Genomic DNA, 14,536 nt, shown 5'->3' with positions numbered 1-14,536 from the left:
CCATGCGGGGCATGGTCAACCCAACGCTGGGGACCGTTCGCGCAGCGAATGGTGGAGGGGGGCGTCCGCACACGAACCGGTGGCGGACGCCTCTATCCTTTAACAAGAAGAAATGGGTTCACGCGAAGGCGCGGAGACGCTGAGGAAGTTGCGTTCCGGGCGAAGCGCTCGCGAACGGAAGACGTTCCCTGACGGGATAGGCGAGTAGTAAGGCCGCTGACGCGGGGAACGCTTGCCCAAGGCGCAACCCCTCCGCGTCTTCGCGCCTTCGCGTGAAAACCTACCTGCTTCTAAGCCTCGACAATCTGCCGAACCGGCGCCCCAGCCAGCACCGCCAGCCCCCAGATCGCCAACCCGCCGAGCGCCAGCCCTGCGCCGACCAGGCCGGTCGACGTCCAGCCATAACCGGCCGCGATCGCCATTCCCCCGGCCCACGGCCCGATGGCATTGGCGGTGTTGAACGCCGAGTGGTTGAGCGACGCGGCCAGGCTCTGCCCCTGCCGGGCAATATCCATCAGCCGCGTCTGCAGGACGGTGCCCAGCGCCCCGCCGATCCCGATCAGGAACACGATGACCAGCATCGACCACAACTGACCCGCCGCCAGCGGATAGAGCGCCAGCGTCGCCGCACTCCACAGCAGCAGCCCACCGGCAGTCGGCATCAGCGCCCGGTCGGCAAAGCGCGGCACGATCAGATTGCCGACTGTCATCCCTGCGCCGAACACCGCCAGCACCACCGGCACCATCGCCGGCGCGGCGCCGGTCACCTCGATCAGCGTCGAGGCGAGATAGGTATAGACCGCGAACATGCCCCCGAAACCGATCGCGCCGATGCCGAGCGTCAGCCACAATTGTCCCGATGTCAGCACGCCGAGTTCGGCCAGCGGGCTGGCGCTGCGGTCCGGCCGGTCGCGCGGCGCGGCCCATGCGACCATCGCCATCGTCGCCGCCGCCAGCACCGCGACCACGCCGAACCCCCAGCGCCAGCCAAGCGCCTGCCCCAGCGCATTGGCCAGCGGCACGCCGACGATGGTCGCGACCGTCAGCCCCAGCATGACCCGCCCTATCGCCTGCGTCCGCTTTTCCGCCGGGACCAGCGACGCCGCGACCAGCGCCGCGATCCCGAAATAGGCCCCATGCGGCAACCCGCTGAAGAACCGCGCGACCAGCATCGCTTCATAGGTCGGCGCGAGTGCGCTTGCCGCATTGGCGATGCCGAAACACGCCATCAGCGCGATCAGCACCGTCCGCCGCGCCATCCGCGCGGTCATCACCGCCAGCAGCGGCGCGCCGACCACCACGCCCAGTGCATAGGCGCTGATGACATGCCCCGCCGTCGGTTCGTCGATGCCGAGGCCCGGCGCGAAGAACGGCACGAGACTCATCGTCGCGAACTCGGTCGTGCCGATCGCGAACCCACCCAGCGCGAGCGCGAGGTGGACAAGCCCGACCGAGCGGGCGGGAGGGGGAACAGGGGACATGGGGCAACCTCCGTGCTGCATTGCAGCATATCAGCATGGCCATATGGTTCGTGGCGTCGCGTGGTCAACCGGCCGGTTTAAATTCGGCCCTTTCCCCCAGGGTCATCAAATCGCCGCCATAACGTCGCGTATACGTAATACCCGTTCCCTACCGGCCCCGCCCGACGAGCATCCTGCTCGAAGGGGAAATATCGCATGGCTTTCAAACCGTGGCTGCTGAGCGTCGCGCCGCTGGCGCTGTTCGCGCAGAATGCGCTGGCACGCGAAACCTCGGTCCCGACGCCCGCGCCCGACGCCGAAGCGCCCGTGGCGTCGGAAGGCGAGGGCGACGAGATCGTCGTGCTCGGCTTCGGCAAGACGCGTCAGGTGCAGACGATCACCGCCGCCGACCTCGAACGCCTGACCCCCGGCACCTCGCCGCTGAAGGCCGCGTCGAAGCTGCCCGGCGTGAATTTCCAGTCGGGTGACGCGTTCGGTGCCTATGAATGGTCGACGCGGATCAGCCTGCGCGGGTTCAACCAGAACCAGCTGGGCTTTACCCTCGACGGCGTGCCGCTGGGCGACATGAGCTATGGCAACGTCAACGGCCTGCATGTCAGCCGCGCGATCATCTCCGAAAATCTCGCTTCGACCACTGTGGCGCAAGGCGCGGGCGCGCTGGGTACTCCTTCGACCAGCAACCTCGGCGGCACGCTGGAATTCACCAGCCGCACGCCGTCCGACAGCGCCGATCTGGTCGCGTCGGGCACCTATGGCAGCAACGACACGATCCGCGCATTCGCCCGTGCCGACACCGGCGATCTGGGCGGCGGGCTGAAAGGCTATCTGTCCTACGGATATCTGACCACCGACAAGTGGAAGGGCTTCGGCGTCCAGCGCCAGCATCAGGCGAATGCCAAGCTGGTCAAGGAAATCGACACGCGTGGCAGCATCGCCGCATTCGTCAACTTCTCCGACCGGCGCGAGAACGACTATCAGGATTTGAGCTACGACATCATCGCGCGGCGCGGCCTGCGTAACGACAATGTCAGCGACAACTACCCGCTCGCGGTGCAGATCGGGAAGGTCTATCAGAACCAGGCCGCGCTGGCCGGCTATCGTTCGGCCAATAACGGGTCGGCGGTCGGCTTCGTCGCGCCATGGGCCGGGGCGGGGCTTACCTTCCCGGCCGGGATCGGCACGGTGGACGACGTTTATTACGACGCGGCCGGGCTGCGCCGCGACTGGCTGGGCGGGTTCATCGTCGATGCAAAGCTGACCGAGCAGCTGACGCTTACCTCGACCAGCTATTACCACCATAACAAGGGGCAGGGATCGTGGATCACCCCCTATTCGCCGACCCCGGCCGGCGCGCCCGGCCCCGACGGCACCGCGCTGGCTGCGTCGGCGACCTCGACCGCCGGGCTCGCCTCGCCGCTCGGATATCGCACCACCGAATATGGCATCGACCGGGCAGGCAACCAGACGCGCGCCGTGTTGAACACCGGCGCGAACCGGCTGGAAGTCGGGCTGTGGTATGAAAGCAATACGTTCCAGCAGGCCCGCCGCTTCTATGGCATGAACGACGGCGCGAACCCGATCCGGGGCGCGCGCCAGTTCCAGAGCAACCCGTACCGCACCCAGTGGGACGGCAAATACGATACCGAGACGATGCAATATCACGTCGCCGACACGCTTGAGCTGGGCGACCTGACGTTGAACGGCGGATGGAAGGGGATGCGCGTCGTCAACCGTGCCAACCTGCGCACCGGTACGCTGGTCGCCGGCGAGATTTCGGCGCGCGACTGGTTCCTGCCGCAGGTTTCGGCGCTGTTCCGTCTCGGCGGCGGGGCGGAACTGTTCGCCAGCTATACCGAAAATATGCGCGCGTTCGTCTCTTCCGCGACGACTGGGCCGTTCGCGACCACCCAGAACGGGTTCAACGCGATCCGCGGCACGCTGAAGCCCGAGACGTCGAAGACGGTCGAAGGCGGCGCACGCATCCGTTCGGGCGGGTTGCAGCTGTCGGCAGTCGGCTATTATGTGGATTTCGCCAACCGGCTGCTCGGCTTCGCCAATGGCGCGGGCATTATCGGCAACCCGCCGACGCTGAACAATGCGGGCAATGTCCGGAGCTATGGCGCCGAACTGGCGGCGACCTTCCGCGTGGCGCAGCCGCTCACCCTGTTCGCCAGCTATTCGTACAACAAGGCGACCTACCGGAACGACGTGCGCAATGCGGCGGGCGTGGTGCTGCAGGCGATCGCGGGCAAGACGGTGGTCGACACGCCCGAACATATGGTCAAGGGCGAGATCGCCTATGACGACAGCCGCTTCTTCGCGCGCATTGGCGGCGACTATATGTCGCGGCGCTACTTCACCTATCTGAACGACCAGTCGGTCGGCGCGCGGCTGCTGGCCGATGCCAGCATCGGATATCGCCTGACCGGGGTCGGCGGTATCCTCGAAGGCATGGCGATTGAGGGCAGCGTGACCAACCTGACCGACAAGGCCTATATCGCGACGATCGGCAGCAACGGCTATACCGCGAGCGGCGACAATCAGACGCTGCTGGCGGGCGCACCGCGCCAGTTCTTCGTGACGCTGCGTCGCGGGTTCTGATCGGGCGGGGGCGGCCCTTATCGCGCAGGCCGCCCCCTCCCTCCTGCCTGCGAAGGGGCACCGTCGCCGGTCAGCCTGTCATTCGTCGGGTGCTATGGTCGGCAGATGCCGCGCCATCCGCGCGCGCAGCAGGGCGACCAGTTCGGGCTGCATGAAGCCATAGTCGTCGGGAATGTCGAGGCAGACGATTCGTTTGCCGTTCAGGCTGCGGCGGAAATGGCGCTGCACCTTGTTGCGGTGCGTGCGTTCCATCACGAAGATCGTGTCCGCCCACTCGACCAGTTCATGCGTCAGCGGATTTTCCGCATCATGATTGGTTCCGGCCGACGATACCTCGATTCCGATGACATCCGCGAAAATCTGCTCGGCGGCGGGGCTGCGCAGCTTGTTCTGGCTACATACGAACAGGAAATTCCTCATCCCCGGTACAGCGCGTCCAGCCGCTCGCCGTAAACCTCCTTCAACACATGCCGCCGGATTTTCAGACTGGGCGTCAGCTGCTGGTTCTCGATGGTGAAGGGTTCGTCGGCGATGATGAAGCGGCGGATGCGTTCGGTGACCGACAGGTCCTTGTTCACCCGCTCCACCGCCGCGCCCAGCGCCGCGCGATAGTCGCTGTCCTCGCGCAGTCGGGCGAAGTCGCAGCGCGCACCGCCCTTCGCACAGAATTGCTGGGTCCATTCGGCATCGGGCACGATCACCGCGACCATGTACGGCCGCCGGTCGCCCGCGATCATCGCCTGCGCGATCTCGTTCTGCAGGGTCAGCATCCCCTCGACCTTCTGCGGGGCAACATTGTCGCCCTTGTCGTTGACGATGATGTCCTTCTTGCGGTCGGTGATGCGGATGCGCCCCTTCGCATCGATTTCGCCGATGTCGCCGGTATGCAGCCATCCGTCCTTCAACACGCGCGCCGTCTCGGCCTCGTTACGCCAGTAACCGTGCATCACCAGTTCGCCGCGCACCAGTATCTCGCCATCCTCGGCAATGCGAACCTCGGTTTCGGCCAGCGGCGGGCCGACCGTGTCCATCTTGATCCCCGCCGCCGGGCGGTTGCACGAAATGACCGGTGCGGCCTCGGTCTGGCCATAGCCTTGCAGGAAACACAGCCCCAGCGACTGGAAGAAGCCGCCGATCTCCGGGTTGAGCGGCGCGCCGCCCGACACCATCGCCTTCAACCGCCCGCCGAACCGTTTGCCGACCTTGGGCTTCAATAGCGTATCGACCAGCAATTTGGTCGGCCGGTCGAGCAGGGTCGGGCCGTCCTCCTTGCCGCCGATCGCCACCGCACGATCGAGCAGCCATGACGACACACGGCCCTGTTTCTGCACCGCCTTGGTGATCCGCGTCCGCAATACCTCGAACAGGCGGGGGACGACGACCATGATCGTCGGGCGCACCTCCTCGATATTGCTGGCCAGCTTGTCGAGGCCCTCGCTGTAATAGATCTGCCCGCCCAGCCCGATCGGGAAATGCTGCCCCCCGGTATGTTCGTACGCGTGGCTGAGCGGCAGGAACGACAGGAACACCTCGTCCTCCCAGCCGAAATCCTCGGAGATCACGGTGCAGCAGCCATTGACGTTGTGCAGGATCGCGCCGTGATGCTGCATCACCCCGCGCGGGGACCCGCCGGTGCCGGAGGTGTAGATGATGCAGGCGAGGTCCTCGCGACCGAAATCTGCCTCAGCCGCGACCGTGGCCGGATCGGCCGGGTGCTTCGCGATCAGGTCATGCCAGTCGTGAAACTCCAGGCTGCCCTGCTGCGCGGTCTTCATCGGTTCGATCGTGATGATCTTTTCCGACGACTGGGTGGTGCGCAGCGCGGCGGGCAGGACGGTGCGGGCCAGCTTCTCGGTCGATACGATGATCGCGCAGGCGCCGGAGTTTTCGATGATATGGCCATGGTCGCGCACGGTGTTGGTGACATAGGTCGGGACCGTCACGCACCCGGCCGCCATGATGGCGAGGTCGGAGATGCACCATTCCGGCCGGTTCTCGCTGACCAGCATCACCCGGTCGCCGCGCTTCAGGCCGATGGCCTTGAGGGCAGTGGCAAGGCTCGCGACCTGTCGCGCGGCATCGGCCCAGCTAGTCGCTTGCCATTGGCCACCCTGTTTGCTCCACAGGAACGGCGCGTCCCCACGCTCGGCGGCGCGGGTGAAGAACATCGTGACCAGATTGGGAAATCGTTCGAGTTGCCGGGCCATTGCTTATCCTTCTCCTGCGGCCGGGTGTAGGCAGGCAGAACCGACACGGCAACGCCCGAGAGCGGGTGACGGGGCCGATGGTCTTGGCTAGACAGGCCGCCATGAGAATGTTCGCCACCACCATCGCCGCGCTCGCCACCGTTACGCTGGGGGGCTGCAACGTCCTGTCGTTCGGTAAGAAGGAGGTCGCCAGCGCCGCGACGCCGGCACCGCCTGCCGCAACGCCGGGGCAGGCGCAGAAGTTCGTGATCGCTGCCAATCCGATCGCTGCCGAAGCGGGGATGGCGGTGCTGCGCAAGGGTGGCAGCGCGGTCGACGCGGCGATCGCGGTGCAGGCGATGCTGTCGCTGGTCGAACCGCAAAGCTCCGGCCTCGGCGGCGGGGCGTTCCTGACCTATTTCAATGCGAAGACCGGCAAGGTCGAAATCTATGACGGGCGGGAGGTCGCGCCGGCCGGGGCGACGCCGACGATGCTGCTCGGCACCGACGGCCAGCCGCTGCCGTTCGCTCAGGCCGTGATGAGCGGCCGGGCAACCGGCGTGCCCGGCGCGGTCAGGATGCTGGGGCAGGCACATGCCGATCATGGCACGCTGGCGTGGAACCAGCTGTTCGACGATGCCGAACAGGTCGCGCGCAAGGGCTTCGTGATCTCAGCGCGCCTCGGCCGGTTCCTCGGCGGCCAGTCACCGCAGCTGCAGGCGGAGGATGTCCGTCGCTATTTCAAGGGCAAGGGCGGCGCACTCGCCACCACCGGCGACCGGATCAAGAATGGCGACTATGCCGATTTCCTGCGCCGCCTCGCCAAGCAGGGGCCGGATGCGCTCTATACCGGCAAGACCGCCGAGCGGATCGTCGCCAAAACCACCAGCGGCAGCCTGCCCGGCACGATGACGCTCGCCGACCTCGCCGCGTATCGCGCGGTGAAGCGCGATCCGCTGTGCGGCAACTGGCGCGCCTATATCGTCTGCACCCCGCCGCCGCCGTCGAGCGGGGTCGGGCTGCTCGAACTGCTCGCCATCCTTGGCCGCACCGATATCGACAAGCGTGGGCCGAACGATCCGCAGAGCTGGTATCTCTTCGCGGAGGCCAGCCGGCTGATGTATGCCGATCGCGACCTGTATGTCGGCGATCCCAAGTTCGTGAACGTGCCGGTCGCCGGGTTGCTCGCCCCGGCCTATATCGCCGAGCGCGCGAAGCTGATCGGCGCGACCGCAGGGCCAGCGCCGGCAGCGGGCGTCCCGGCGGGGGTCGTCACGGCGGCGGCCGACACGACCCGCGAACCGGCGGGCACGTCGCACTTCATCGTCGGCGACGCGCAGGGCAATGTCGTGTCGATGACGACGACGGTCGAAAGCTTCTTCGGCACCGGGCGGATGGTCGACGGCTTCTTCCTCAACAACCAGATGACCGACTTCGCCTTTTCGCCGCGCGATGCGCAGGGGCGGGCGTCGGCCAATGCGGTGGCACCGGGCAAGCGCCCGCGCTCCTCGATGACCCCGCTGGTGATGATCGACCGGCAGGGCAGGTTCGCGGGCGCGCTCGGTTCGGCGGGCGGCAACGCGATCCTCGCCTATGTCGGCAAGTCGCTGGTCGGGGCGGTCGAATGGAAGCTGCCGATGCAGCAGGCGCTGGCGCTCCCCAACCTCGTCGCGCGCGGCAACAGTTTCCAGGGTGAAGTGACCAAGTTCTCCCCCGAAATCCTGAGCGCGCTGGCCGCGAAAGGCGTGCGGCTGCAACCGGGGCAGGGCGAGGATTCGGGACTGCACGGCGTCATCATCCGCGACGGCAAGGTCGATGGCGGCGTCGATCCCCGGCGCGAGGGCAAGGTGATCGTCGAGTAGGGGCGCCTGCTCCCGCCTCACCACAGACGTCACCCCAGCGCAGGCCGGGGTCTTCTGCGGCGAGGCGCGCGCTTCATTACGGGGAGACCCCAGCCTGCGCTGGGGTGACGAAAATGCGGTCGATCAGCCTTTCCGCCGCACCTGCGCGAAATGCTCCGCCCGTTCGAGCAGCAGCGCCAGATCCTCGCGCGCAATGTCATAGGCATCGGGCGTCTCGGCCAAGGCGGCGTCGATATCCTCCAGCCGGACGCCGCCCGGTTCCGCCGCCGCCTGAACCGCGGCGGGTGTGGCCGGCCGGTGCGGATAGCGGAGCGCCGTCATCCGGTGATAGAGGATGCCGATCGACACCAATGCGATCGAATTGATCCCGACCGGCGCGAACGCAAAGGCGTAGCCCGCATCATGGATGCCCGCGCTGCCGATCACCGCCGTGAGCGCCGCCGCCCCGCCCGGCGGATGCAGGCAGCGGCATAGCGACATAACGAGGATTGCGAGGCCGACTGCGACACCGGCGGCAATGGTGACGTTCGGCACCGCCTGAAACACCGCCACCCCGACCAGCGTCGACAGGATGTTGCCGCCGACCACCGGCCATGGCTGGGCCAGCGGACTGGCCGGCACCGCGAACACCAGAACCGCCGACGCACCCAGCGGCGCGACGATGATCGGCAGGTCGCTTCCCAGCCACGGAAACTGTGCACAGACCGCCATGGTCAGCGCGATCCCGATCGCCGCCCCGATGCACGCGACCACCCGTCGCCCGAACCCGGCATTGGCGAGCAACGGGCGAAACAACCGGATCACAGTCCCGCGACGATCCGCCGCGCAAGGCCCGGCCCTTCATAGACCATCGCGCTGTACAGCTGGACGAGGCTGGCCCCGGCATCCAGCCGCCGCCGCGCTTCGTCGGCCGACCCGATGCCGCCCGCCGAAATCAGCGGGAGCGCGCCGCCGGCAATCTCACGCGCCTCGATCAGTTTGGCGAGCGCGAGGGGGGCGAGCGGCGCGCCGGACAGGCCGCCGGTTTCCTGCGCATTGGCTGACCGCAAGGTGGCCGGGCGCGAGATCGTCGTGTTCGACACGATCAACGCGTCGATCCCGCCATCGATCGCCGCGCGGATGGCGACTTCCAGTCCCTCGCGCGACAGGTCTGGTGCGACCTTCAGGAACAGCGGCACGCGCTTGCCCCCGACATGGCGCGCGGCATCGCTGGCGGCGATCAGCTGGCCCAGTTCGGGCTGCGATTGCAGGTCGCGCAGGCCCGGCGTGTTGGGGCTGGAGATATTGATCGTGACGTAATCGGCCAGCGGCGCGGCCTTGGCCACGGCCGATCCGTAATCGGCGATGCGGTCGACCGTGTCCTTGTTCGCGCCGACATTGATGCCGATAATGCCGGGGCGGGGGGTGAGCGCCGCCACCCGCGCCAGCGCGGCATCGATCCCACCATTGTTGAACCCCAGCCGGTTCACGACGCCCCTGTCCTCGGGCAGGCGGAAGATGCGGGGCTTGGGATTGCCCGGCTGCGGCTTGGGCGTCAGCGTGCCGACCTCGACGAACCCGAACCCCAGCCCCAGGAACCCGGCGACCGCCCGCGCATCCTTGTCGACGCCCGCCGCCAGCCCGACCGGGTTGGGAAAGCGGATGCCCGCCACCGTCACCGCATGACGGTCGTCTGTCTTCGGCGCGAGCGGGGCGCCGGCCTTACCCCATGCCTCCAGCATGGCGATGGTCAGCGAATGCGCGCGTTCGGCGTCCAGGGCGAAGAGGAGCGGGTGATACCAGGCCATGATCGCCGCTCTATCGCCGGGTGGCATCGGAAGGAAGATTCGGTTTCACGCGAAGGCGCGAAGGCGCAAAGAAGAATGGTTCGCGCAGAGACGCGGAGGCGCGGAGGGGTTGCGCTGGCGGAAGCGTCTTGCCGCGCGAGCGGCTTTCATGCTCGCGGCAGCCGCATAGAGTTGAGGTCTCAATGGCGCGAAACGGGAGGACGAACGCAACTCCTCAGCGTCTCCGCGCCTCTGCGCGAACCAACTTCCTTATTCTCTTCGCGGCATCGCGCCTTCGCGTGAAACCGAATCCTTCTGCCCCGAAAACAATCGATCACATCAATCGAAACAAACCCGGTTGACCTCACGCCCCCGCGCGACCACATGCCAATCCGACCGGAACGATCCGATTAAGGAAGCGATGCGCCTTTCCAGCCTAGCCGACTATGCCGTCGTCCTGCTCGCCGCCACCGCGCGGCGGGGTGGGGAGGCGCGCGTCACGGCAACGGCGCTGGCGGAGGAAACCGGCCTGCCGCTGCCGACCGTGCAGAAGCTGGTAAGCCGCCTGTCGGCCGCCGGACTGATCGAGACGGGACGTGGCAGTGGCGGCGGCTTTCGCCTCGCCCGCGCAGCCCATGCGATCGACCTGGCGCAGATCATCGAGGCGATCGAGGGGCCGATCGCGCTCACCACCTGCGTCGATGCCGCGCGCCACGATTGCGCGGTGGAGACGAACTGCATGATCCGCCCCCATGCCGGCACGGTCAACGCCGTGGTCCGGGGCGCTCTGGCGGGCGTGACGCTCGCCCAACTCGCGAACACCGGGGCGATGCCCCAAGAGGTAGTGTGATGGCCACGAAGAATGCCGAGGCGCTCGCCGCCGCGAACAAGAAGTACGAGTGGGGTTTCTCCTCGGACATCGAACAGGACTTCGCGCCCAAGGGGCTGAGCGAGGATACGGTTCGCTATATCAGCGCCAAGAAGAACGAGCCGGAATGGATGCTCGACTGGCGGCTGAAGGCATTCCGCCTGTGGCAGACGATGGAGGCGCCCGACTGGGCCAAGCTGAACCTCGATCCGATCGATTATCAGGACGCCTATTATTACGCCGAGCCGAAGGCGAAGCCGAAGCTGGGGTCGCTGGACGAGGTCGATCCTGAAATCCTGCGCGTCTATGAAAAGCTCGGCATCCCGATCGAGGAGCAGAAGGTGCTCGCCGGCGTCGAGGGATCGCGCAAGGTCGCGGTCGACGCCGTGTTCGACAGCGTGTCGGTCGCGACGACCTTCCGCAAGGAACTCGAAGCCGCCGGCGTCATCTTCCGTTCGATCAGCGAAGCGATCCGCGAATATCCCGACCTCGTCCGCAAATGGCTGGGCAAGGTCGTGCCGCAGCGTGACAATTTCTTCGCGACGCTGAACAGCGCGGTCTTTTCGGACGGCACCTTCGTCTACATCCCTGAGGGCGTGCGCTGCCCGATGGAGCTGTCGACCTATTTCCGCATCAACGCGGAGAATACCGGCCAGTTCGAGCGCACGCTGATCGTTGCCGACAAGGGCAGCTATGTCAGCTATCTCGAAGGCTGCACCGCGCCGATGCGCGACGAGAACCAGCTGCACGCTGCGGTCGTCGAGCTGGTCGCGCTGGACGATGCCGAGATCAAATATTCGACCGTCCAGAACTGGTATCCCGGCGACGAGAACGGCAAGGGCGGCATCTACAATTTCGTGACCAAGCGCGCGCTGTGCCAGGGCAAGAACTCAAAGGTGTCGTGGACGCAGGTCGAAACCGGATCGGCGATCACCTGGAAGTACCCGTCCTGCGTGCTGGCCGGGGAAAACTCGGTCGGCGAATTCTATTCGGTTGCGGTCACCAACAACCGGCAGCAGGCCGATACCGGCACCAAGATGATCCATCTGGGCAAGGGGTCGCGCTCGACCATCGTGTCCAAGGGGATCAGCGCGGGCCGCAGCGACAATACCTATCGCGGGTTGGTGCGCGTCGGCCCCTCGGCCGAAGGTGTGCGCAACTTCACCCAGTGCGACAGCTTGCTCCTCGGCGACCAGTGCGGCGCACACACCGTGCCCTATATCGAGGTCAAGAACCCCTCGGCCCAGATCGAGCATGAGGCGACGACCTCGAAAATTTCCGAGGACCAGATGTTCTACGCGATGCAGCGGGGTCTCGACAGTGAGGCGGCGGTCGCGCTGATCGTCAACGGCTTCGCCCGCGAAGTGCTGCAACAGCTGCCGATGGAATTCGCGGTCGAGGCGCAGAAGCTGCTCGGCATCAGCCTCGAAGGGTCGGTGGGGTGATCGCGCTGCTGCTGGCGCTACAGGCGGTCGCGCCGACCGCGCCCTATGCCGATTGCCTGTCGGCGCGGATCAATGCGGACGCCCGCATGGAAAAACCGCCGGCCGACCCGGCAGCGCGCGTCGCGATCTTCGACGATGCCGCCAAGGCGTGCGCGCCGATCCGGGCGAAGGTGGCGAAGGCGCACGCGGCGATGCTCGACAAGATCGATGCGTCGATGAAGGCGGTGCTGACCAACCCCGACGCCGCCGAGGCCGAGTTCGGTACCGAACCGGTCGCGGGCGAGACGCCGTAAGGCTTTAAGGATTTGCGGGTCTGATCCCGCACGAACAGGACGGAACATGCTGAAGATCGACAATCTCCACGCCGAAATCGACGGCAAGGAAATCCTCAAGGGCCTCTCGCTGAGCGTCAATGCGGGTGAGGTCCATGCGATCATGGGGCCGAACGGCGCGGGCAAGTCGACGCTCGGCTATGTGCTGGGCGGTCGTCCCGGTTATGAGGTGACCGAAGGGTCGGTGACGTTCGCTGGCGAAGACCTGCTGGAGATGGAAGCGGACGCCCGGGCCGCCGCCGGCCTGTTCCTCGGCTTCCAGTATCCGGTCGAGATTCCCGGCGTGTCGAACGTCCAGTTCCTGCGCGAAAGCCTGAACAGCCAGCGCCGCGCGCGGGACGAAAAGCCGCTGTCGGGTGCCAAGTTCCTCAAGCTCGCCCGTGCGCAGGCCGATGGCCTCGGCATGGACATGGACATGCTGAAGCGGCCGGTGAATGTCGGTTTTTCGGGCGGCGAGAAGAAGCGCAACGAGATGGTGCAGATGGGCATCCTCGACCCGAAGCTCGCCATCCTCGACGAAACCGACAGCGGCCTCGACATCGACGCGCTGCGCATCGTCGGCGACGGCATCAACCGCATCATGCGCGCGCCGGAAAAGGCGGTGATCCTTATCACCCATTATCAGCGCCTGCTCGACTATGTGCAGCCCGACTTCGTCCACGTCCTCGCTGATGGCCGCATTGTGCGCTCGGGTGGCAAGGAGCTGGCGCTGGAGCTGGAACGTGAAGGCTATGGAGCGGTGGCGGCATGAGCGCGAGCATGATCCTCCCCGGCACGGGGAGGGGGACCATGCGCAGCATGGTGGAGGGGGCTGTCCTCCTCCAGAGCGGTTGCGTTGCGCGGCGCTCCCCCTCCACCACTCGCTTGTGCGAGCGGTCCCCCTCCCCGCAGGCGGGGAGGATCTGATGGCAACGCTTCCGACAAATTCGCAAGAGGCGTTCCGCTGGACCGACCTTGCCGCACTGACCAGCGCGGCCGCATCCATCCGTGGTGAAGCGGCGAATGCCGATGCCTATTGGCTCGACATCGCCGGCCCGCGCATCCTGTTCGTCGATGGCGTCTACGCGCCGGACCGCAGCACGCCGGGCCATGTCATGCTGTCGCCGCTGACGCTCGATACCGCGCATCCGCTGGGCGTCCAGGCATCGGGTGCGGCGGGTTGGTCGATCGACCTGTCGGCAACCGAGATCGCCGATACCGTACAGATCGTCCACATCGCGACCGGTGCCGAGAACCATGTCCCCGCCCGGTTGACGCTGGACGAGGATGCGGTGGCGTCGGTCGTCGAAACCTATGTCGGCAGCGGCTGGACCAACCGCCTGACGCAGATCGACCTCGAACGCGGTGCGCGACTGATGCGTAGCGTGCGCCTGCTCCAGTCGACCGGTTTCGTGTCGATCCGCGACGAAGCGGTGGTAGGCGAGGGGGCGAGCCTCGTGTCGCAGTTTCTCGGTGCCGGGGGAATGGGTAGCCGGATCGACGCGCAGCTGACGCTCGACGGCGATAGCGCGTTCGTCGATTATGGCGGTGCGCTGCTGACCCGCGAGGACCAAAGGCAGGAATGTGCTGTCGCCGTCCGCCATGCCGCGCTGAACGGCTCCAGCCGCCAGACGTGGCGCGCGGTCGCAGCCGACCGCAGCCAGGCAAGCCTCGCCGCGCGGGTCGAGGTCGCGCGCGGTGCGCAGAAGACCGATGGCGAACAGTCGCTGCGCGGGCTGCTGTTGCAGCGGACCGCGACGGTGAACCTGAAGCCCGAACTGGAAATCTTTGCCGACGACGTGAAGTGCGCGCACGGCGCGACGGTCGGCGAACTCGATGCGAAGGCGCTGTTCTACCTGCGCAGTCGCGGGGTCAGCGAGGCGCGGGCCAAGGCGCTGCTGACCACCGCCTTCGTGGCCGATGCGCTCGATCGGATCGGCGACGAAACGGTGCGCGAGGCGTTCGCGGCCGATGCCGATGCGTGGCTGGAGGCGACGCTGTGAAGCGCTCCTTCCG

The 14,536-nt window shown here is 66.7% G+C and carries 12 protein-coding genes; 7 read left to right on the top strand and 5 right to left on the bottom strand.

Going from position 1 to position 14,536, the window contains the following annotated elements:
- Positions 1-290 precede the first annotated feature (290 nt).
- Complete coding sequence (locus MF609_RS14400) at positions 291-1,481, bottom strand: MFS transporter (protein WP_242416982.1); 1,191 nt, start codon at positions 1,479-1,481, stop codon at positions 291-293.
- Between the two features lie 195 nt (positions 1,482-1,676).
- Between MF609_RS14400 and MF609_RS14395 the strand changes: the two genes are divergently transcribed.
- The gene (locus MF609_RS14395; RefSeq protein ID WP_242416981.1) at positions 1,677-4,082 is read left to right on the top strand and encodes a TonB-dependent receptor; all 2,406 of its coding nucleotides are present in this window, start codon (positions 1,677-1,679) and stop codon (positions 4,080-4,082) included.
- Positions 4,083-4,160: 78 nt separating this feature from the next.
- On the opposite strand, the gene MF609_RS14390 is transcribed toward MF609_RS14395, so the two are convergent.
- Entirely contained in the window at positions 4,161-4,502 is a 342-nt protein-coding gene (locus MF609_RS14390; protein ID WP_242416980.1) for a low molecular weight protein tyrosine phosphatase family protein, read from the bottom strand.
- A complete protein-coding gene (locus tag MF609_RS14385; RefSeq protein WP_242416979.1) occupies positions 4,499-6,289 on the bottom strand; it encodes an AMP-dependent synthetase/ligase in 1,791 nt (596 codons plus the stop codon). The genes MF609_RS14390 and MF609_RS14385 overlap by 4 nt, the downstream gene beginning before the upstream one ends.
- Before the next feature lie 101 nt (positions 6,290-6,390).
- Between MF609_RS14385 and ggt the strand changes: the two genes are divergently transcribed.
- Positions 6,391-8,130 carry a gamma-glutamyltransferase gene (gene ggt / locus MF609_RS14380; protein ID WP_242416978.1) on the top strand — a complete coding sequence of 580 codons (1,740 nt, stop codon included), beginning with the start codon at positions 6,391-6,393 and terminating at the stop codon, positions 8,128-8,130.
- A 123-nt stretch (positions 8,131-8,253) separates the two neighbouring features.
- Here the strand turns inward: ggt and MF609_RS14375 are convergent, their stop codons facing one another.
- Together MF609_RS14375 and MF609_RS14370 are read right to left on the bottom strand one after the other, a co-directional pair.
- Positions 8,254-8,931 carry an HPP family protein gene (locus MF609_RS14375; protein WP_242417085.1) on the bottom strand — a complete coding sequence of 226 codons (678 nt, stop codon included), beginning with the start codon at positions 8,929-8,931 and terminating at the stop codon, positions 8,254-8,256.
- The gene (locus tag MF609_RS14370; protein ID WP_242416977.1) at positions 8,931-9,917 is read right to left on the bottom strand and encodes a quinone-dependent dihydroorotate dehydrogenase; all 987 of its coding nucleotides are present in this window, start codon (positions 9,915-9,917) and stop codon (positions 8,931-8,933) included. The genes MF609_RS14375 and MF609_RS14370 overlap by 1 nt, the downstream gene beginning before the upstream one ends.
- Positions 9,918-10,317: 400 nt before the next feature.
- Here MF609_RS14370 and MF609_RS14365 point away from each other — a divergent pair, with 400 nt between their 5' ends.
- From MF609_RS14365 to MF609_RS14345, 5 genes are all read left to right on the top strand, one after another.
- The gene (locus tag MF609_RS14365) at positions 10,318-10,746 is read left to right on the top strand and encodes an SUF system Fe-S cluster assembly regulator (RefSeq protein ID WP_242416976.1); all 429 of its coding nucleotides are present in this window, start codon (positions 10,318-10,320) and stop codon (positions 10,744-10,746) included.
- The gene (gene sufB / locus MF609_RS14360; protein WP_242416975.1) at positions 10,746-12,209 is read left to right on the top strand and encodes a Fe-S cluster assembly protein SufB; all 1,464 of its coding nucleotides are present in this window, start codon (positions 10,746-10,748) and stop codon (positions 12,207-12,209) included. The genes MF609_RS14365 and sufB overlap by 1 nt, the downstream gene beginning before the upstream one ends.
- Entirely contained in the window at positions 12,206-12,502 is a 297-nt protein-coding gene (locus MF609_RS14355; protein WP_242416974.1) for a hypothetical protein, read from the top strand. The genes sufB and MF609_RS14355 overlap by 4 nt, the downstream gene beginning before the upstream one ends.
- A 46-nt stretch (positions 12,503-12,548) precedes the next feature.
- Positions 12,549-13,292 (top strand): Fe-S cluster assembly ATPase SufC, encoded by a 744-nt coding sequence (sufC, locus tag MF609_RS14350; RefSeq protein WP_242416973.1) that lies wholly within the window; start codon positions 12,549-12,551, stop codon positions 13,290-13,292.
- Between the two features lie 154 nt (positions 13,293-13,446).
- Entirely contained in the window at positions 13,447-14,523 is a 1,077-nt protein-coding gene (locus tag MF609_RS14345; protein ID WP_242416972.1) for a SufD family Fe-S cluster assembly protein, read from the top strand.
- Positions 14,524-14,536: the final 13 nt, after the last annotated feature.

This window comes from Sphingomonas panni, from assembly GCF_022664435.1.
In the GTDB taxonomy this organism is placed as follows: domain Bacteria; phylum Pseudomonadota; class Alphaproteobacteria; order Sphingomonadales; family Sphingomonadaceae; genus Sphingomonas; species Sphingomonas panni.
Note: the sequence above shows the minus strand (reverse complement) of the source record. Positions and strands in the feature narration are given on the sequence as shown.

Coding starts and splice junctions, on each gene's coding strand:
- MF609_RS14400 (WP_242416982.1), bottom strand. CDS start 1,481: ATGTCCCCTGTTCCCCCTCCCGCCCGCTCGGTCGGGCTTGTCCACCTC.
- MF609_RS14395 (WP_242416981.1), top strand. CDS start 1,677: ATGGCTTTCAAACCGTGGCTGCTGAGCGTCGCGCCGCTGGCGCTGTTC.
- MF609_RS14390 (WP_242416980.1), bottom strand. CDS start 4,502: ATGAGGAATTTCCTGTTCGTATGTAGCCAGAACAAGCTGCGCAGCCCC.
- MF609_RS14385 (WP_242416979.1), bottom strand. CDS start 6,289: ATGGCCCGGCAACTCGAACGATTTCCCAATCTGGTCACGATGTTCTTC.
- ggt (WP_242416978.1), top strand. CDS start 6,391: ATGAGAATGTTCGCCACCACCATCGCCGCGCTCGCCACCGTTACGCTG.
- MF609_RS14370 (WP_242416977.1), bottom strand. CDS start 9,917: ATGGCCTGGTATCACCCGCTCCTCTTCGCCCTGGACGCCGAACGCGCG.
- MF609_RS14365 (WP_242416976.1), top strand. CDS start 10,318: ATGCGCCTTTCCAGCCTAGCCGACTATGCCGTCGTCCTGCTCGCCGCC.
- sufB (WP_242416975.1), top strand. CDS start 10,746: ATGGCCACGAAGAATGCCGAGGCGCTCGCCGCCGCGAACAAGAAGTAC.
- sufC (WP_242416973.1), top strand. CDS start 12,549: ATGCTGAAGATCGACAATCTCCACGCCGAAATCGACGGCAAGGAAATC.
- MF609_RS14345 (WP_242416972.1), top strand. CDS start 13,447: ATGGCAACGCTTCCGACAAATTCGCAAGAGGCGTTCCGCTGGACCGAC.